Below are 19,131 nucleotides of genomic sequence, written 5' to 3'. Positions count from 1 at the left end.
TAGGGAGTTTCAATGAATCATTCTGTAAAGCGCTCAACGGTGGCGACCGTCGTGGCGCTGTCGACTGCAATGTTGTTAACGGCGTGCTCAAACGATCAGCGCTATAAGCGCCAGGTAAGCGGTGACGAGTCCTATTTACAGGCCAGCGAACTGCACGATTTACAGGCACCGGCGGGAATGATCCTGCCGGTGGCGCACGGCGACTATGATGTGCCGCACCACGCCGTCAGCGGCAACGTGGGTAAACAGCTCGACATTCGTCCTCCGGCTCAGGCGCTGGCGCTGGTAAACGGCACCCGCACGCAGTTTACCGGCAATACTGGCGTACTGATGCTGGAAGGCAACCGTGGCTCTGTCTGGTCGCAGGTAACCAAAGTGGTCGAGTCCAGTCGCTATCCTGTGGCGCAGCGTGATGACGCGCGACAGCAGCTCACCACCGACTGGGTGCAGTGGAACCGTGCCGATGAAGATAACCAGTATCGCGGTCGCTACCAGATCGGCGTGCAGTCGCAGAGCTATCAGCAGGTGCTGACGGTGCGGTTGCTGGAGCTGCAGCAGCTCGATAAAGCGGTCACCTCTCCGGTACAGATCCAGCGCTACACTGCGCAGATGTTAAATGCCATCAGTGCCGGTCTGGATAAAATCGACGTTGCCAACGAAAACGCTGCGGCGGGCCGCGCCAGCGGCAGCGTTGACGTCCAGAGCGGCGCCGACGATACCGGCCTGCCGCTACTGGTGCTGCGCACGCCGTTTAACGTCGCATGGCAGCGGCTGCCTGCGGCGATGAAGCGTGTGGGCATGGAAGTAACCGACAGCAATCGCTCACAGGGCAGCCTCAACGTCACCTACAAGTCGCCGGGCAGCAGCGCCTGGGATGAGGTCGGTGCGAAAGATCCTGAACTGCCCAACGGCGACTATAAAGTGCAGGTCGGCGATCTGGATAACCGCAGCAGCCTGCAGTTTATCGATCCCAAAGGCCACGTGCTGAGCCAGTCGCAGAACGATGCGCTGGTGGCCGTGTTCCAGGCGGCACTCAACAAATAAATCGCGACAGGGCCGGAGATTCTCCGGCCTTTTTTTTTCGTCTCTGGCATAATAGCGCGCGGTAAGGTAAACGATTGCGTAGCGGCCCGCCGCTGCAGAACACCCGAAATTTTCAAGTCTGGAGTTAACAAGATGCAAAAGCGAGCTGAGTTGTATCGCGGTAAAGCGAAAACCGTATACAGCACCGACAACCCGGATCTGCTGGTACTCGAATTCCGCAATGATACGTCAGCAGGCGACGGAGCTCGAATCGAGCAGTTCGATCGCAAGGGAATGGTGAACAACAAGTTCAACCATTTCATCATGACCAAACTGCAGGAAGCGGGTATTCCCACCCAGATGGAGGCACTGCTCTCCGATAACGAAGCGCTGGTGAAAAAGCTGGAGATGGTGCCGGTAGAGTGCGTCGTGCGCAACCGTGCGGCAGGTTCGCTGGTAAAACGTCTGGGCGTGGAAGAGGGGATGGTGCTCAATCCGCCGCTGTTCGATCTGTTTCTCAAAGACGATGCAAAACATGACCCGATGGTCAACGAATCTTACTGTGAAACCTTTGGCTGGGTAAGCAAAGCGAACCTGGCGCGCATGCAGGAGCTGACCTTTAAGGCCAACGACGTGCTGAGCAAACTGTTTGATGACGCGGGCCTGATTCTGGTCGATTTCAAACTGGAGTTTGGCCTGTTCAAAGGCGAAGTGGTGCTGGGTGACGAGTTCTCACCGGACGGCGCGCGCCTGTGGGACAAACAGACAATGGATAAAATGGATAAGGACCGTTTTCGCCAGAGTCTCGGTGGCCTGATTGAAGCCTACGAAGAAGTAGCGCAGCGTCTGGGCGTGAAGCTCGACTAAATTCAACCTGTCTGAAACAGAAAAGGGAGAGCGACGGCTTTCCCTTTTTCATTTGGCCGCAAGGCTGGTAGTTGTCTCGCCGCGCAACTAAAATCACCAGGGACTATCTTAATCAGGAGCCGATTATGCGCTGGCAAGGACGTCGCGAGAGCGACAATGTAGATGACCGTCGGGATCAGAGCCCGGCTTACGGTGGCGGACGGCAGATCCGTATCCCGCGCGGCAAGGGCGGCATTATTCTGTTAGTCGTGGTGGCGGTAGCCGGGTACTACGGTTATGACCTGACAGGATTGCTGACCGGGGGCGAGGTTGCACCGACCAGTCAGCAGCAGCGCGTCAGCGCTAACGACGATGAGGCGGCGAAATTTACCCGCGTTATTCTGGCCTCAACGGAAGATACCTGGAATAAGCTGTTCCAGCAGATGGGCAAAGAGTATGTCGCTCCCACGCTGGTAATGTATCGCGGTGCGACCCAGACGGGCTGCGGCACCGGCCAGACGGCGATGGGGCCGTTTTACTGTCCGGCAGATCAGCGTGTCTATATCGATCTCTCCTTTTACGATGAAATGAAAACCAAACTGGGCGCGGGTGGGGAGTTTGCGCAGGGCTATGTAGTGGCGCATGAAGTGGGTCACCACGTGCAGAAGCTGCTCGGTATTGAGCCAAAAGTGCGCCAGATGCAGCAGGGCGCGAGCCAGACCCAAATCAACCATCTTTCGGTGAAAATGGAACTTCAGGCGGACTGCTTTGCCGGCGTCTGGGGCCACTATGTCAGCAAAGATAACTGGCTGGAAACCGGCGATCTGCAACAGGCACTGGACGCTGCACAGGCCATCGGCGATGACCGTCTGCAGCAGCGCAGCCAGGGCCGCGTCGTGCCCGACAGTTTCACCCACGGCACTTCAGAGCAGCGCTATACCTGGTTTAAACGCGGATTCGACAGCGGCGATCCCGGCCAGTGCAACACCTTTGCCGCTAACTGATGACGGCTGAACAGCTTAGCCGCCAGATGCAGCAGGCAGGCATCCGGCGGCTCTGTGTGATCAGCGGTGAGTCAGCCTGGGCTCTGGCGCGCGTTGCCGAATGGCGCGCCGATCTGCAGGGTGACTGGCTGGTGGTCAGCGACACGCCAGTTGACTCTCTTCCGCACTGCGCGCCAGCGGCACTACGAACGCTGCTTGGTCGTGAATTCACCCATGCCATTTTCGATGCGCGGCGCGGTTTCCATGCGGAGGCCTTTGCTGCGCTGGCCGGTACGCTACGCGCCGGTAGCTGGCTGCTGCTGTTAACGCCGCCGTGGTTGCACTGGGCAGAGCAGCCGGACGAGGACAGCCTGCGCTGGGCTGACGTTGCTGAACCCATCGCCACGCCACATTTTATTCGCCATCTGCAGCAGACGCTGCTTGCCGATCCCAGCGTGGTGCTGCTGCGTCAGGGAGAAGCGGCGCGGCTGACGCCGCTGTCTGCACGGTCAGCCTGGCGCTGTGGTGCGCCTCAGCAGCAGCAGGCCATTGTGCAGCAGCTACTGACGATGGCATCGGGTATCGCGGTCGTCACCGCGCCGCGTGGTCGGGGCAAGTCGGCACTGGCAGGTATGCTGGCGCAGCAGCTGCCTGACGCGACGATTACTGCACCAGCCAAAGCGGCGACCGACGTGCTGGCACACTTTGCAGGCGAGCATTTTCACTTTATGGCTCCCGATGCCATTCTGGCGCAGCCCGCGCTGCCGGGACGGGAATGGCTGATTGTGGATGAAGCTGCCGCTATACCCACACCGATACTGACTCAACTGGTAGAGCGCTTTTCTCGCGTGTTACTGACCACCACGGTTCAGGGGTATGAGGGGACCGGGCGCGGCTTTATCCTGAAGTTCTGCGCCGGGCTGGAGCGGGTACGTTACTTCACGCTGGATGAGCCGCTGCGCTGGTCACGCCAGGATCCGCTGGAGCAGTGGCTCAACCAGGCGCTGTTGTTTGAGGATGCCGTACCTGCGCCCGCTGCGTCGCCCGCCGCACCGCGACGGCTGTCTGCTGACGCCTGGCAAACAAACCCGTCACAGCCCAGGGCCGCCTACCGGCTTTTGGCCAGTGCGCACTACCGCACCTCGCCGCTCGACCTGCGACGACTGATGGATGCGCCTGGCATGACGCTGTGGCTGAGCGGTGAAGCGACGGGATTGCAGGGGACGCTGTGGCTGGTCGAGGAGGGAGGATTACCACCTGAACTGGCACAGGCGGTCTGGGCGGGCAGACGGCGTCCGCGCGGCAATCTGGTCGCGCAGTCGCTGGCTGCCCATGCCGGATTTATCGAAGCGGCAACGCTGCGTTCGCGGCGCATCAGCCGGATTGCTGTCGCGGCAGAACAGCGCAGGCAGGGGACTGGGCAGGCGCTGGTCACCGCCGCGCAGTCGCAGCAGGATGTCGATTTTCTTTCGGTCAGCTTTGGCTACACTGAGGCACTGTGGGCATTCTGGCGCGCCTGCGGCTTTACGCTGGTGCGCATCGGCACACAGCGCGAAGCCAGCAGCGGCTGCTATGCGGCGATGGCGATGCGGGCGGTGACGCCCGCCGGCGCCGATCTTCAGCGGCGCGCGTCGCAGCGGCTGGCGCGCGACTGGCCCCAGCTGCGTCAACAGATCGCGATATCGCTGGATCTGCCGGAAATGGCTCTGGCTTTTACGCACGAAGATGCGCGGCTGGCAGCGGGATTTGCCTGGGCGCAGCGGCCGCTGGAGGCGAGTCTGCCGGTTCTGCATCGGCTGGTGCTTACCAGCAATCTGGCCTCGCCGCTGCTACGAGCCGTGCTGGAGCCGCAGGCGGAGCTGAGCCGTCTGACGCAGTCGCTGGGACTGACAGGCCGCAAGGCACTGGTCGCGCAGCTGCGGCTCGATACCGCCGCCGCGCTGATCGCGTGGGATGCGGCACAGGCGCAAAAGCTGCAACAGCAAGTGGAATAAATCCACCATGTTGTTCAAATTTTCCCGATAGCGCTCTACGCAGGGCAGCGTATAGTGATCCCAGGAGGTCGATATGACACTGCAATACGTTATTGTCCAGCAGCCGAGCGCGGCTGCTCAACAGCTGTTCCTGCTCTATCACGGCGTCGGCGATAATCCACACGCTATGGCGCAGCTTGGCGGCTGGTTTGCACGCGAGTTTCCGCAGGCGCAGGTGGTTGCGGTAGGCGCGCCTGCGCCTGGTCACTACTGGTACAGTGAAATCGCACAGCACGATCAGAGCGAACAGCAGCGAGTCAGTGCCGTGCTGCCGCAGTTTGTCGAGTCGGTGCGGTACTGGCAGGATCAAAGCCGCGTGCGTCCTGAAGCGACGGCGCTGATCGGCTTTTCGCAGGGCAGCACCATGGTACTGGAAGGCGTGAAGGCGCAGCCCGATTTGGCAGGCCGGGTGGTGGCGTTCAGCGGCCGCTACGCCACACTGCCGGAAAGTGCCACGACGCGCACCACGATCCACCTGATCCACGGCGAGTATGATGAGCAGATCCCGATGGAGCACGCTGAACAGGCGGCACAGCGACTGACCGCGCTGGGCGGCGACGTTACGCTGGATATCGTCGAGGATCTGCCGCATGCCATCGACGATCGCAGCATGGCGCTGGCGTTGAAGCATCTGCACTATACCGTGCCCAGGCGCTATTTTGATGAGGCGTTAAGCGGGGCGAAGCCCGGTGACGACGATGTGATGATGATGTAAAAACGCCCTCGCGCAGGCGAGGGCGTTAACGCGAGTCAGGGCGCCGTGTTATTTCTTTTTCGGCCAGTCGTCCTCATCGTCCCACTTGTCGTTAAAGTCGCGATGGGGCGGCAGGTCGGGTTTGTTTGCCATGTATTTTTTATGATCGATGCGCTTCAGATCTTTATAAACATTCATCAGCACGCCAACCATCAACAGGATCACCAGGATCCACCAGTAGTCTTTAATAAATTCCATTTGCCTGCTCCTCTCGATCGCGATCAGGCGACCAGCTGTTCCATAATCCGCTGATACATGCGGCTCAGCGTTTGCAGATCGGCAGCCTTCACGCACTCATTGATTTTGTGAATGGTGGCATTCACCGGGCCGAGCTCGACGACCTGTGCACCCATACGCGCGATAAAACGCCCGTCGGAGGTGCCGCCAGTGGTCAGCAGCTGCGGCTTAATTTCATTATAGTGCGAGACCGCCTTAACCACGGCCTCAACCAGCTTACCGCGTGACGTCAAAAACGGCTGACCCGATACGTTCCACTCCAGGGTATAGCGCAGCTGATAGCTGTCCAGCAGTGCCGCAACGCGATCTTTAATCATCTGATCGGTCAGCTCAGTGCTGAAGCGGAAGTTGAACTGCACAAAGAATTCGCCAGGGATCACGTTGTTGCTGCCGGTTCCGGCCTGCACGTTGGCTATCTGCATGCTGGTGGGGGGGAAAAACTCATTGCCGCGATCCCACTCCGTCGCCACCAGCGCGTTAAGCGCAGGCATGGCACGGTGCACCGGATTATCTGCCAGATGTGGATAGGCGACATGGCCCTGCACGCCGTGAATAGTCAGATTGGCGGTCATAGAGCCGCGGCGGCCGTTTTTGACCACATCACCCACCACTTCAGTACTGGAGGGTTCGCCAACCAGACAGTAGTCGAGGCGCTCATTGCGCGCCATCAGGCGTTCAACGACTTTGACCGTACCGTTTTTTGCGCTCGCCTCTTCGTCAGAGGTAATCAGAAAGGCCAGGCGACCCCGGTGGGTGGGATGCGCGGCGACAAAACGTTCCGCAGCGACGACCATGGCCGCCAGCGAACCCTTCATATCCGCCGCGCCGCGGCCAAACAGCATGCCGTCACGGATGGTCGGCTCAAAAGGAGGATTGATCCAGCGGCTGGCATCACCTGGCGGAACCACGTCGGTGTGGCCGGCAAACGCCAGGGTTTCACCCTGGCCACGCGTGGCCCAGAAGTTTAGCGTGTCGTCGATAAGCATCTGCTCAACGTGGAAGCCAATGGCTTCCAGACGCGCGATCAGCAGAGCCTGGCAGCCTGCGTCATCCGGGCTGAGTGAAGGGCGGCGGATAAGCTGCTGCGTCAGTTCGATAACCGGACAGAACATGTTATGACTTCTCCTGTATAAACGCCTGGTACGTGGCTTCGGTGAACCCCACGAGCAGCGTGCCGTCCGGCGCGCGCAGCACAGGACGCTTGATAATGGCGGGATGGGTCAGCATTAACGCTTTGGCACTTTCGCTATCGGTAACCGCCTCACGCTCTGCTTCGGATAGCTTGCGCCAGGTCGTGCCGCGCGTATTAAGCAGCGTCGGGTAGCTTAGCTGATCGATAAACTGCGTCAGCAGTGCATCGCTCAGCCCGCTGGCGCGGTAATCATGGAATTCATAGTTGATGTCGGCGGCCTCTAAATAGCGGCGCGCTTTTTTTATGGTGTCGCAATTTTTTATGCCGTACATCACCCACAGCGCTGTCATCATGGTTCCCCGTCAGAAAAAAGAGAGCGGCAGTTTATCACAGACCACCCGGGCGCTGAGCGGCGCAAAGGAAAAAGCGGTGAAATAACTCGCCACAAAGTCCCCAGGACTAATCTGAGTAATCGCTTTCATTTTTTCAGGTAACAGTCATTCGGGTTATCATCACTCAGTTAAGAATTATCTTAGAAGGCTTTTTGAGCGGCTGGTCCAGATCTTTCATCTTTTATCCAGCCAGATTAGCGTGTTGCTGAATTGTGCGTTAGCCAGCAGATCCAGAAAATTACAGCTTTCTCCGGTTCTGCCGATAGTGAAAACAGGTGTAACCGTATTCACCTGTGGAAAAGTTAAGCGTAGAATCGGCAGCACAATAAGAGAGGGTTGATATGATTGACGCTGAGATGGGGAACTGGAAAGAATTCATCGCCGCGATGTTACGCAACAAGTAACTGCCAGCGGAGAAACAGCAGGTCGCTCCTTTGCTGTTATTCTGACCACACACAGTAATGTAAGGCAGCCACTTCGGTGGCTGCCTTTACTTTTGAGTCAGTCGTGCGGTTTTTCCTTAAGAGGAAAGCGGCGGCGCACCAGCACAAAGAACAGCGGCACGAAAAAGATCGCCAGCACCGTGGCGGAGATCATGCCGCCCATCACACCCGTCCCTACGGCATGCTGGCTGCCGGAACCGGCACCGGTGCTGATTGCCATCGGCAGTACGCCAAAGATAAAGGCCAGTGACGTCATCAGAATTGGCCGCAGTCGCTGGCGTGAGGCAGAGAGCGTTGCCTCAGCGAGTTCAGTGCCTTTGCTGTTCATTTCACTGGCGAATTCAACAATCAGAATGGCGTTCTTTGCCGAGAGTCCAACCACCGTCAACAGCCCCACCTGAAAATAGACGTCATTTTCCAGTCCGCGTAGCCAGGTGGCGATCAGCGCACCCACTACACCAAGCGGCACCACCAGCATGACCGAGAAGGGAACAGACCAGCTTTCATAGAGCGCAGCCAGACAGAGAAACACCACCAGCAGCGACAGTGCGTAGAGCGCCGGTGCCTGCGATCCCGACAGCCTCTCCTGATAGGAGGCGCCGGTCCACTCGAAGCCCACGCCGAGCGGCAGCTTGCCAACCAGCTGCTCCATCACGTCCATTGCGGTTCCGCTGCTGACGCCCTGGGCTGCCTCGCCAACAATCTCAATTGAGGAGTAGCCATTGTAGCGCTCAAGGCGCGGCGAACCGGTCTCCCAGCGGCTGGTGGCAAAGGCAGAGAAGGGCACCATGCCGCCGCTGCTGTTGCGCACATACCATTTATTGATGTCGTCAGGCAGCATGCGGAAGGAGGGCGCTGCCTGCACATAGACTTTCTTCACGCGCCCGCGATCGAGGAAGTCGTTCACGTAGGTCGAGCCCCAGGCCGTGGTCAGGGTATCATTGATGGTCTCAATGGAGACGCCCAGCGCCTGCGCTTTACGCTGATCGACATCGATCTGTAGCTGTGGGCTGTCGTCCAGGCCATTGTGGCGCACGCGCGACAGCGACGGGTTACTGCCCGCCATCTCCAGCAGCTTATCGCGCATGGCCATCAACCGGGTATGGCCGATTCCCGCGTGATCCTGAAGCTCCATATCGAAGCCCGACGAGCTGCCCATGCCGGTGATAGCCGGTGGGCTACTGGCTATCACGCGCCCCTCTTTAATGGCGCGGAAGGCCTGAGTGGCGCGTTCAATAATGGCGAAAGAGGTGCGATCGGAGCCAGGCCGTTCCTCCCAGTCCTTTAGCCGTACAAACAGACGCGCGACGTTCTGACCGTTGCCGCCCGGGCCAGCGCCAATCGTTGAAAAGACCGACAGCACATTCTCTTTTTCCTGCGTCATATAGTAGTTTTCCACCTTTTCGACCACGGCTGAGGTTTGCTGCAGGGTCGATCCCGGCGGCAGCTGCACCTGGGTTAAAAAGACGCCGCGATCCTCGAGCGGCAGAAATGACGTAGGCAGGCGAATAAACAGAAAGGCCATCAGGCCGATAATCGCGAGGTAGAGCAGCAGCCAGCGGCCCCCTTTACGTAACAGGCGTGCCACGCCGCGCTCATAACGATCCGCACTGCGGTTAAAGTGACGGTTAAACCAGCCGAAAAATCCGCGGCGTCCGTGATGTTCTCCTTGCGCCAGCGGCTTCAGCAGCGTGGCACAGAGAGCGGGCGTCAGGATCATCGCCACCAGCACCGACAGCACCATTGCCGAAACGATGGTAATGGAGAACTGGCGGTAGATCGCTCCGACGGTGCCGCCAAAAAAGGCCATCGGTACAAAGACCGCCGACAGGACCAGCGCGATGCCCACCAGCGCACCCTGAATCTGGCCCATCGACTTTCGCGTTGCCGCGCGTGGCGAAAGACCTTCCTCACTCATGATGCGTTCAACATTCTCCACCACCACAATGGCATCATCCACCAGCAGGCCGATCGCCAGCACCATGGCGAACATCGTCAGGGTATTGATGCTGAAGCCACAGGCGTAGAGCACCGCAAAGGTGCCCAGCAGCACCACCGGCACCGCAATCGTCGGAATCAGTGTGGCGCGAAAATTCTGCATAAACAAATACATCACGCCAAATACCAGTACGATTGCCTCCAGCAGCGTTTTCACCACGTCGATAATCGACGCCTTAACAAACGGCGTGGTTTCATAGGCAATTTTGGCTTCCAGCCCGTGTGGAAAGTAATGCGACAACGCCTCAATACGCTGACGCACCCGTTTATCGGTATTCATTTCGTTCGCACCGGAGGCGAGTTTGATACCCAGCCCCGACGCCGGCTGACCGTTATAGCGGCTGAGATAGTCATACTTTTCGGCACCCAGCGCCACCTGCGCGACGTCGCTCAGCGTGACCACAGAGCCGTCGGGATGGGTTCGCAGCGTAATCGCCTTAAACTGCTCTGGCGTTTGCAGCAGCGACTGCGCATTGACGGTGGCGTTCAGCGCCTGCTTGTCGACGGAAGGCAGCCCCCCCACCTGGCCTACAGCGACCTGCGCATTTTGCGCTTCAATGGCGCTGACGACATCTTCGGTGGTCAGCGAATAGGCGATAAGGCGGGCGGGATCGAGCCAGATGCGCATCGCATACTGCGAGCCATAGGCGTCAACCTGGCCGACGCCGTCAATGCGGCTGAGCGGATCCTGAATATTACTGGCGACATAGTCGGCAATATCCTGCTTATCCATGCTGCCGTCGGTAGAGACAAAGGCGACCATCAGAATATTGCTGTCGCCCGTTTTGTTTACCGTCACGCCCTGAGACTGAACCGCCTGCGGCAGCTTACGCAGCGCTGACTGAAGCTGGTTTTGCACCTGCTGGCGCGCTTCATCGGGATCGGTGCCGGCAGAGAAGGTCAGGGTGATCTGTGCCTGGCCCGTGTTACTGCTGTTTGACGACATATACATCAGGTTGTCGATGCCGGTCATGTTTTGCTCAATGACCTGGGTCACAGTATTTTCCAGCGTTTCTGCCGATGCGCCAGGATAGTTAGCGGTGATACGTACGTTAGGTGGGGCAAGGTCGGGATACTGCTCAATGGGCAAAGAAAAAATGGCCAGTGCGCCACACAGACTAATTAAAATCGCCAGCACCCAGGCAAAAACGGGACGGTCGATGAAAAAATTCGACATCGAGTCGACACTCCTCAGTAGCGTTTCGCCGTTATTATCATAATGCAGGCCGCCATATAGACGGGCCGTGCGGGCAGGACATTCGGAGATCGCCTCCTGAAACTTACTCTACGTGCTGTAAATTAGGAAATCGTGGAGAAAGTGTGGAGAAGTGTAAATCTCGCGTCAGGTTAGCTGTGGCGGCTCTCCAGCCACAGGATGGTGGCGGCCACGCGTGAGCGGACGTCGAGTTTCTTCAGCAGATTACGGATATGCACCTTCACTGTCTCTTCGGAGATATGCAGGGTGGCCGCAATCTCTTTATTTGACAGGCCGCGCGCCACCTCCTGTAGCACGTCGCGCTCGCGCTCGGTAAGCTGGCGCAGCGGGCTGGCGCAATGCTGACGCGTGACAAGGTGCTCGCGCACCGCGTCGCTGAACACCTTTTCGCCGCGTGCCGCCTCAAGGATCTGGCCTGGCAGCAGCTCAGGATCGCTGTCCTTGAGAAGATAGCCGTCGGCACCGGCGTCCACCATTGTATCTATATCGCTGCGCGCGTCCGACACGGTGAAGATAAGAATACGTGCGCTGATCCCTTCATGGCGCAGCGCCTTCAGGGTATCCAGCCCTGACATCCCTTTCATATTCAGATCGAGCAAGATCACGTCTGGCGACAGGTGACGGGCTTCGGCCAGCGCCTCGGTGCCATTGTTGGCTTCAGCAATTACCTCCAGGCGCGGCTCCAGCGCCAGCAGCTGGCGAATTCCGCGCCGCATCAGTGGATGGTCATCCACAATCATTACCGTCAGCACAGGTTGTTGCATATCGACTCCTGGCGAATAACGCAAAAGCGCTTATAAAACAGTTATCAAGGGCGCGTTAAGCTCTAACGCGATGAATTAACGTCGGGACGCGGCGGAAAGCGCAGAGCTACCTGCGTGCCGCGTGCCTGCGCCTGAATGCTCAGCTCGCCCGACAGTCTTGCGGCGCGCTCCGACATTGTGGTCAGTCCGTAGTGGCCCTGCGGCTCATCGGTACTGGCGATGCCGACGCCGTCATCAGTAACAGTCAGCAAATGCTCACCTTTATCGTTGCGCTCATAGCGCACGCTAATGATCTGCGCACTGGCGTGACGAATAGCGTTCAGCACCGCTTCGCGCGCAATCTGCAACAGATGTACCTGCTGCTGCGCATCCAGCGTTTCCAGCCCCGGCTGATAGCTGAAGTTAATTTTAGCCGTCACCTGCTCCTGCAACGAGGCGATCATCGCCTGCATCGCCGCCAGCAAATCGGCCTGCTCAATGGTCAGACGAAAAGTCGCCAGCAGTTCGCGTAGCTGACGGTATGCGTCAGCGAGCGTGCGGTCAAAGTCGGCAATAATGGTTTGCGCTGCCGGATCTGGCGTCTCCAGGGTACGGCGCAGCAGCGTCAGTTGAATGCGCATAAAGGAGAGCGCCTGCGCCAGTGAATCGTGTAGCTCACGCGCGATGGTCGCCCGCTCTTCAATCAGCAGCATCTGCTGAACCTGTTTTTGCGTTTGCCAGAGGAAGACGGCGCGCGACAGCATATTGGCCAGGCTTTGCATCAGTGCCTGACGCGGCTGGCCCCGCTCGCACTGCCAGCGCAGCGTACCGTTCTGTTCATCATCCTGCTGCAGCGGGACGCTATACCAGTGAGATTTCGGTTCACGTTCCCCCACGCAAAAGCGAACCTGCTCACTTTCCAGCACCAGCACGCGCAGATTTTCGCGTTCTTGCACCTGCGTCATGGCGGCTTCAATCCGTGCTGCGCTGAGCGGGCTGGCGGACAGCATCTGTGAGATCTCATAGAGCAGCGACAGGGTACGGTTGGCCTCTTGCAGATCGCGCGTTTTCTCCTCTACCGCGCCGGCCAGCGCCTGATGATGCGAATGCAGGCGCGCCGCCATCGCGCTAAACGTCTGGGCCAGCACCCGTAGCTCATTATTCTGCTCCACGACCAGCGCAGGAAAAGCAAAGTTGCCGCTTTCAACGTAGCGGCTGGCGGTCACCAGCGCATTAAGCGGGCCGACCACCTGACGGCGACTAAAGCGAATGGCCGCTAACGCCAGTGCCACAATAGCAATGACGCCCAGCAGACTACTGGCTGCCACCAGCTCCATTTTTCTTTCGCTGTAGCGCTGTAATCCCATCACAAAACGGTCGATCTCGCCGACATAGTTCGCGACCTGCTGCTGGTAGACCACCGCGTCATTGCGTTGCAGCTGCTGTTGCAGTGCAGGCCAGGCGTTGCGCAGATGATGGTAACGACTGATGACCTCTCGCGGCACCCAGGGGCGATCGAGATCGCGTAGTGCAGGCTTATCCAGCGTTTGCTGGTACTCCAGCAAATGCTGCCTGAGCTGTTGCGGGTCGCTGTTGCTGTCCCAGGCGAGGCGATAGCTCTGCATACGCAGCGATCCCGCCAGGTTAATCGCCTCCGCGTCGCGCAGGCTGCTGGAGAGGGTCATCAGCGCCAGCCCGGTCGTCAGCAGTGCCAGCAGTACGATGGCGCTCAGCGCCTGGGCGAGACTGCGGGTCACAGAACGTTTTACTATCACGGCAATACCCCTGTTTTTGGTGCGGGGATTATAAAGGAGACCCCCTGATGCTGCCAGGCGATCCCAGAGTGATGACACATAATGGGTTACGTTCTGCACAAAAAATAACCTCTCCTGACATATCCCAGGAGAAGGCGCAATGCTGCGCTTAAAAAGTACACAGGTTTACATCAGCCAGATGTTGGTTTTCATTACGGCGCTAATAATTCTAACCAGAATTAAGTAAACACCCTGTAACGTCAATGAAGGAGCATGCTATGAAAAAACTGACTGTGATTCTGGCGGGTGCCCTGCTTGCGACCGCATCTTTTTCTGCCCTGGCAGCGTCACCGGTAAGCCAGGAGCAGGCTCAGGGTCTGCAAAGTATCGGCAGCGTCTCCGTCTCAAATGCACGCGGCTCACTGGATGACGCCACACGTCAGCTGTCGCAAAAAGCTGAAGAGATGGGCGCAAGTCACTACCGTGTCATTGGTGTTGATAACCCGGGCGATTCCAGCCTGTGGAGCGGCACCGCAGAGATTTATCGCTAACCCTCAAGCTCTTCTTTCCATCCCTGTAGCATTTACCGGCCTGCCAACGGCCGGTTTTTTTTGTGCAATAAACCCGATTATTACAAAACACTTCGTGCACTTCATCGGTATCTTTTGCTTCGTTCACGCAGAACGGGTAGGATTCATCGCCGTAATTTCCCCTGCCGCTTTACTTATAACTCACAGGCAGATTAAGAGGGGACTTACCCCATTTCGCATGGCGTACGCAATCGTTTGTGTTCGCGGTGATTGATGGTCAGGACAAACAGGAAGGCTATGAAATCTACTAAAAAAACCGCAGCCGAGATGCGCGCTGCGAAAAGACGCTGGCTGAACTCACATGACACCGGCTACCAAAAAGCGATGGGCAATCGTCACGTTCAGATGATTGCTATCGGTGGCGCGATTGGCACCGGCCTGTTCCTCGGAGCGGGGGGACGCCTTCAGGCGGCAGGACCGGCGTTGGCGCTGATCTATCTGGTCTGCGGTATCTTCTCGTTCTTTATCCTGCGGGCCCTTGGCGAACTGGTATTGCATCGTCCCTCAAGCGGCAGCTTCGTCTCCTATGCGCGCGAATTCCTGGGGGAAAAAGCCGCCTACGTGGCGGGCTGGATGTACTTTGTCAACTGGGCAATGACCGGCATTGTGGACATCACCGCTGTTGCGCTCTATATGCACTACTGGGGCGCATTTGGTGATGTGCCGCAGTGGGTCTTCGCGCTGGGCGCGCTGGCTATCGTCGGCACCATGAACATGATCGGCGTGAAATGGTTTGCCGAGATGGAGTTCTGGTTTGCGCTGGTGAAAGTGCTGGCGATCGCCATCTTCCTGGTGGTAGGCGTGGTGTTCCTCGGCACCGGTAAACCGCTGGACGGCAATGCAACCGGCATCCATCTGGTGACCGATAACGGCGGACTCTTCCCGCACGGTCTGTTACCGGCGCTGGTGCTGGTGCAGGGGGTGGTGTTTGCCTTTGCCTCTATTGAACTGGTCGGAACGGCTGCGGGAGAGTGCAAAGATCCGGAAACCATGCTGCCGAAAGCGATCAACAGCGTCATCTGGCGTATCGGGCTGTTTTATGTCGGTTCGGTGGTACTGCTGGTGCTGCTGCTGCCGTGGAACGCCTATCAGGCCGGTCAGAGTCCGTTCGTGACCTTCTTCTCGAAGCTGGGCGTACCCTACGTTGGCAGTATCATGAATATCGTGGTGCTGAGTGCGGCGCTGTCCAGCCTGAACTCCGGTCTTTACTCCACCGGCCGTATTCTGCGCTCAATGGCGATGGGCGGCTCTGCTCCGAAGTTCATGTCAAAAATGAGCACCCAGCAGGTGCCTTACGCCGGTATTCTGGTCACCATTGCGGTCTATGTTATCGGTGTGGTGCTTAACTACTATGTGCCTTCACAGGTATTCGAGATCGTGCTGAACGTAGCGTCGCTGGGCATTATCGCGTCGTGGGGCTTTATTGTGATCTGCCAGATGCGTCTGCGTAAAGCGATCAAAGAAGGGAAAGCGGATGACATCAGCTTTAAGCTGCCAGGTGCGCCAGTGACCTCCTGGCTGACGCTGCTGTTCTTGCTGAGCGTACTGGTGCTGATGGCGTTCGATTATCCAAACGGCACCTATACCATTGCCGCGATTCCGGTGCTGGCGGTAATTCTGGTGCTGGGCTGGTTTGGCGTGCGCAAGCGCGTACACGCCATCGCACAGACCGAGCACGATCATTTGCATGACGACGATCAGCCGCATGCGCTGGCGGACGACGCCGCACGCTAAAGGCTTCTGTAAGCCTGCCCGATAACGGCAGGCTTTTTTATTCCTGCTTTCGGATAGTTTTCCCTCGCGCTTCCGCCTATGATGGCAGGCTCCCTCAGGTCTGTAGTGGAGCCACTATGTCGTTCAAGATCAATATCATTAAAGACAAACTTCTCTCCGGGAACTACTTCATCCTGCGTAATTACACCTATGAACTTGCTACCAAAAAGGGCGAGGTAGTGCGCCACAAGCGCGAGGTGTATGACCGCGGCAATGGTGCCACCATCCTGCTCTACAACCGTGAGAAAAACAGTGTGGTGCTGACGCGCCAGTTTCGGATTGCCACCTACGTTAACGGCAACGCGAACGGCATGCTGATTGAGGCCTGCGCCGGACTGCTGGATAATGACTCACCAGAAGTCTGCATTCGCAAAGAAGCGATTGAGGAGACGGGCTATGCGGTAGGTGAGGTGACTAAACTCTATGAAGCCTATATGTCACCTGGTGGCGTAACGGAACTGCTCCACTTTTTTGCCGCCGAGTACAACGAATCGCTGCGCGACAATGCGGGCGGTGGGGTAGAGGATGAGGATATCGATGTGCTGGAAATCGCCTTTCCCGAGGCGCTGGCGATGGTGCAGGATGGCCGCATCCGTGACGGTAAAACCATTATGTTGCTCCAGCACGCTCAGCTGGCGGGCTGGCTAAAGGCCTGAGGGTAATCGCTGACGCACCGGCATTCACGCCTGCGTCGCGAAACATTGTCCGATAAATCCGATTGAGACTGGCGCGTGCGCTACCGATGATGGAAGCGGTGATTTTCTTTGCGCTACACGACCTTATCGTATGCTTTTTCAGCAGTCAGGTGCGCTTTCTGAACCTGGTCTCAGTTTCGACCCACCTGATGTTCAGGCGTTGCGCTATCATCTCCACTCTGAGGTTTTGGGGACCGTTTTTCTTGATGTCGACCTGGACGAAATCACTGCTGGTATTACCTTTTCTTTTTATCGCCTGCGTTAACGCCGATCCCCTGCAAAAGTCGTTTTCCGACTGGCAGGTGACCTGCAATAACGTTGGGTTCTGCGTGGCGCGCAATATTCCCGGCGATAAAGGACTGGTGATGACCATTGCGCGTCATGCTGGCGTCAACGACCGGCCGCTGCTGCGCATCGACTACGGCAGCGCCTATAGCGGCGAGGTGCCCGGCGCGCCGCTCCAGGATAATCTGCTGCTGGACCAGCGTCGGCTGCGTCCCGATCTAAAGCACTGGTCGGTTGAGCCTCACCATCTCGCCACCAGCAACGCTATCGCGATTGATGAATTTCTGGCACAAATCATGGATGCCGACGCTATCCAGCTCACTTACAACGCCCAGGCGGCCATTTCGCTTCACGGCCTGAAGGCCGCCCTGCTGCTGATGGATGATGTTCAGGGCCGAGTAAACGGCATGAGCGCATGGATAAAGCGCGGCTCTCGCGCGCTATGGGATGTTCCGCCGCCGCCGCCACTGCCGACGCTGCCGCCAGCGGGAGTGCCGCCTGCTGCACTAACGCGTGACGAAACCAGTGGGCTACTGGATTATGGCACCTGGCGTCTGAACACCGACACCTGCTCGCTCGATCCCATGCGGCGCGAAGTTAACATTGCGCCGCTGACCGACAGCAAGGCGCTGTTGATGGTGAGCTGTGAAATGGGGGCCTATAACGTTATCGATCTCGCCTTTGAGGTGACGCGCACCGCACCTTATGTCGCGCGCGGCATTACCCTTCAGCTGCCGTTTACGCCGCCGCGCGGCGAACGCCAGCTGGAGTTAATCAACGCTGACTATGATGCCAGCACCGGGCTGCTCTATACCTTCAGTAAAGGACGCGGGCTGGGAGACTGCGGTGCCGCCACGCGCTGGCGCTTCAATGGCACCGATTTCACGCTGGCGGAGTATGCGGAAGAGTCGACCTGCGACGCCTGGCACAGCAGCGACGACTGGCCCACGCTGTGGGTTTCGCAGTCATCGCCGGAAAGAGCGCCCTAGCGCATGACCTGAACCATCATCGGCGAACCGTTCTGATTGCCCACCAGCTCTGCCAGCATATCGTTGACGCCGTCGCTCATGGCGGTAAAGCGCGTCAGCGGCGAGCGCGTGACCACCACAAAGACGCCCACGTTATTTTGCGGCACCATCGCCATATAGGTGATAAAGCCGCCGCCGCCGCCGGTTTTCTGGATAATGCCGGGACGGCCGTTTTTCGGTTTCATATAGACCCAGCCCATGCCAATGGCATCAGCTTTGCCCGGCACATCCATTCCTTCAACCTTCGTCAGCTGATCGCGACGGTAGATTAGCGTCTGCATGCGATCTACCTGCGGTGAACGTGGATTAATGGCAGAGTTCAGAAACTGCTGCATCCAGCGCGCCATATCCTCTGGGGTCGAGTAGACGCCACCGCTGCCGATGGCCGCCAGGGTATTGTTACAGGGGCTGGCCCCTTTCTCTGCCACCATCAGACGGCTGCACTGCTCTGGCGATGGGGTAAAAGTGGTGTCTTTCATGCCAAGCGGACGGGTGATCAGCTGCTGGAGCAGCGCCGGGTAGGGCATCCCTGCCGCGCGTGACAGCGCATCGCCCAGCAGATCGTAGCCCAGGTTCGAATAAGCAGCACTGGTGCCCGGCGCAGCCTTGAGCTTCGCGCCAGCCAGCCACTCCCAGCGCTCGCTGCGCGTTGGCCAGACAAACACTGGCCGCTGGGGTTTGCCACCGGGCTGCTCGCGCGGCAGGCCGCTGGTATGGGTAGAAAGATTGATCAGGCGAATTGGCTGACCCGCATAGGTAGGCACGCGTGCGCCCGGCGGCGCGTATTTGCTCAGCGGGTCGTCAAGGCGGATTTGCCCGCGCTCTGCCATCTTCACCATGACCTCGCTGGTCAGCAGTTTACTCAGTGAGGCGATGCGAATTAAGGAGTCTTTCTGCGGGCGCACGTTATTACCCGGCCGGGTTTCGCCAAAGCTGGCAAAGACGCGCTGGTTACCATCAATGGCGACCAGTGCCATACCGGTCGCGCCACTGCCATAAAAAATGTGTTCAGCGTAACGATCCACAATCTGTGAAGAGAGCAGCGGATCGGGCGCGATCTGCGCGTTGCCTGCGAAGGGCATCAGAGACACCATCAGGGCGAGTAAACAGGAGGTAGCGTTTTTCAACGGGAAAGCATCCGGCTAAAAGAATCAGAGAAGGATTCTATAGTAATGCGTTTATGTAAGCGGTGAAGGGGCGGGCGCG

17 protein-coding genes are annotated in these 19,131 nt (G+C 58.3%); 10 read left to right on the top strand and 7 right to left on the bottom strand.

The window, feature by feature from the left end; genetic code table 11:
• Window positions 1–12: 12 nt before the first annotated feature.
• The 5 genes from bamC to ypfH all read left to right on the top strand — a co-directional run bounded on the left by bamC (window position 13) and on the right by ypfH (window position 5,600).
• On the top strand, window positions 13–1,044 hold the full coding sequence (gene bamC, locus HP564_RS07750; RefSeq protein ID WP_371241745.1) for an outer membrane protein assembly factor BamC: 1,032 nt from the start codon (window positions 13–15) through the stop codon (window positions 1,042–1,044).
• 132 nt (window positions 1,045–1,176) lie between these two features.
• Window positions 1,177–1,890 (top strand): phosphoribosylaminoimidazolesuccinocarboxamide synthase, encoded by a 714-nt coding sequence (purC, locus tag HP564_RS07745; RefSeq protein ID WP_371241743.1) that lies wholly within the window; start codon window positions 1,177–1,179, stop codon window positions 1,888–1,890.
• Between the two features lie 125 nt (window positions 1,891–2,015).
• Window positions 2,016–2,873 carry a neutral zinc metallopeptidase gene (locus HP564_RS07740; protein ID WP_371241741.1) on the top strand — a complete coding sequence of 286 codons (858 nt, stop codon included), beginning with the start codon at window positions 2,016–2,018 and terminating at the stop codon, window positions 2,871–2,873.
• Window positions 2,873–4,846 (top strand): tRNA(Met) cytidine acetyltransferase TmcA, encoded by a 1,974-nt coding sequence (locus tag HP564_RS07735; protein ID WP_371241739.1) that lies wholly within the window; start codon window positions 2,873–2,875, stop codon window positions 4,844–4,846. The genes HP564_RS07740 and HP564_RS07735 overlap by 1 nt, the downstream gene beginning before the upstream one ends.
• Before the next feature lie 73 nt (window positions 4,847–4,919).
• On the top strand, window positions 4,920–5,600 hold the full coding sequence (gene ypfH / locus HP564_RS07730; protein ID WP_371241737.1) for an esterase: 681 nt from the start codon (window positions 4,920–4,922) through the stop codon (window positions 5,598–5,600).
• 48 nt (window positions 5,601–5,648) lie between these two features.
• Here the strand turns inward: ypfH and HP564_RS07725 are convergent, their stop codons facing one another.
• From HP564_RS07725 to HP564_RS07715, 3 genes are read right to left on the bottom strand one after another with little or no spacing between them, the layout of a single operon-like run.
• Window positions 5,649–5,837, bottom strand: a complete 189-nt coding sequence (locus HP564_RS07725) for a YpfN family protein (protein WP_371241735.1) — start codon at window positions 5,835–5,837, stop codon at window positions 5,649–5,651.
• A 23-nt stretch (window positions 5,838–5,860) separates the two neighbouring features.
• Complete coding sequence (dapE, locus tag HP564_RS07720; protein ID WP_371241733.1) at window positions 5,861–6,988, bottom strand: succinyl-diaminopimelate desuccinylase; 1,128 nt, start codon at window positions 6,986–6,988, stop codon at window positions 5,861–5,863.
• 1 nt (window position 6,989) lies between these two features.
• Window positions 6,990–7,358, bottom strand: a complete 369-nt coding sequence (locus tag HP564_RS07715) for an ArsC family reductase (protein ID WP_371242020.1) — start codon at window positions 7,356–7,358, stop codon at window positions 6,990–6,992.
• Window positions 7,359–7,741: 383 nt separating this feature from the next.
• On the opposite strand from HP564_RS07715, the gene ypfM reads away from it, so the two are divergent.
• Window positions 7,742–7,804 carry a protein YpfM gene (ypfM, locus tag HP564_RS07710; RefSeq protein WP_143806259.1) on the top strand — a complete coding sequence of 21 codons (63 nt, stop codon included), beginning with the start codon at window positions 7,742–7,744 and terminating at the stop codon, window positions 7,802–7,804.
• A gap of 97 nt (window positions 7,805–7,901) precedes the next feature.
• On the opposite strand, the gene acrD is transcribed toward ypfM, so the two are convergent.
• The 3 genes from acrD to narQ form a co-directional block, all read right to left on the bottom strand.
• Window positions 7,902–11,018, bottom strand: coding sequence for a multidrug efflux RND transporter permease AcrD (gene acrD / locus HP564_RS07705; RefSeq protein ID WP_371241731.1), 3,117 nt, complete (start codon window positions 11,016–11,018; stop codon window positions 7,902–7,904).
• Window positions 11,019–11,188: 170 nt separating this feature from the next.
• A complete protein-coding gene (locus tag HP564_RS07700; protein ID WP_371241729.1) occupies window positions 11,189–11,821 on the bottom strand; it encodes a response regulator in 633 nt (210 codons plus the stop codon).
• 62 nt (window positions 11,822–11,883) lie between these two features.
• Window positions 11,884–13,575, bottom strand: coding sequence for a nitrate/nitrite two-component system sensor histidine kinase NarQ (gene narQ / locus HP564_RS07695; RefSeq protein ID WP_371241727.1), 1,692 nt, complete (start codon window positions 13,573–13,575; stop codon window positions 11,884–11,886).
• A 257-nt stretch (window positions 13,576–13,832) separates the two neighbouring features.
• Between narQ and HP564_RS07690 the strand changes: the two genes are divergently transcribed.
• From HP564_RS07690 to HP564_RS07675, 4 genes are all read left to right on the top strand, one after another.
• Window positions 13,833–14,105, top strand: coding sequence for a YdgH/BhsA/McbA-like domain containing protein (locus tag HP564_RS07690; RefSeq protein WP_371241725.1), 273 nt, complete (start codon window positions 13,833–13,835; stop codon window positions 14,103–14,105).
• Between the two features lie 276 nt (window positions 14,106–14,381).
• Window positions 14,382–15,878 (top strand): L-asparagine permease, encoded by a 1,497-nt coding sequence (ansP, locus tag HP564_RS07685; RefSeq protein WP_371241723.1) that lies wholly within the window; start codon window positions 14,382–14,384, stop codon window positions 15,876–15,878.
• Between the two features lie 116 nt (window positions 15,879–15,994).
• Window positions 15,995–16,573, top strand: a complete 579-nt coding sequence (nudK, locus tag HP564_RS07680; RefSeq protein ID WP_371241721.1) for a GDP-mannose pyrophosphatase NudK — start codon at window positions 15,995–15,997, stop codon at window positions 16,571–16,573.
• 245 nt (window positions 16,574–16,818) lie between these two features.
• Entirely contained in the window at window positions 16,819–17,886 is a 1,068-nt protein-coding gene (locus HP564_RS07675; RefSeq protein ID WP_371241719.1) for a DUF1176 domain-containing protein, read from the top strand.
• On the opposite strand, the gene ampH is transcribed toward HP564_RS07675, so the two are convergent.
• A complete protein-coding gene (ampH, locus tag HP564_RS07670) occupies window positions 17,883–19,052 on the bottom strand; it encodes a D-alanyl-D-alanine-carboxypeptidase/endopeptidase AmpH (protein ID WP_371241717.1) in 1,170 nt (389 codons plus the stop codon). The genes HP564_RS07675 and ampH overlap by 4 nt on opposite strands.
• Between the last annotated feature and the right edge of the window lie 79 nt (window positions 19,053–19,131).

This window comes from Pantoea sp. KPR_PJ, from assembly GCF_041386365.1.
In the GTDB taxonomy this organism is placed as follows: domain Bacteria; phylum Pseudomonadota; class Gammaproteobacteria; order Enterobacterales; family Enterobacteriaceae; genus Pantoea.
The sequence above is the reverse complement of the archived record's forward strand: the minus strand, read 5'-3'. Positions and strand labels throughout refer to the sequence as shown.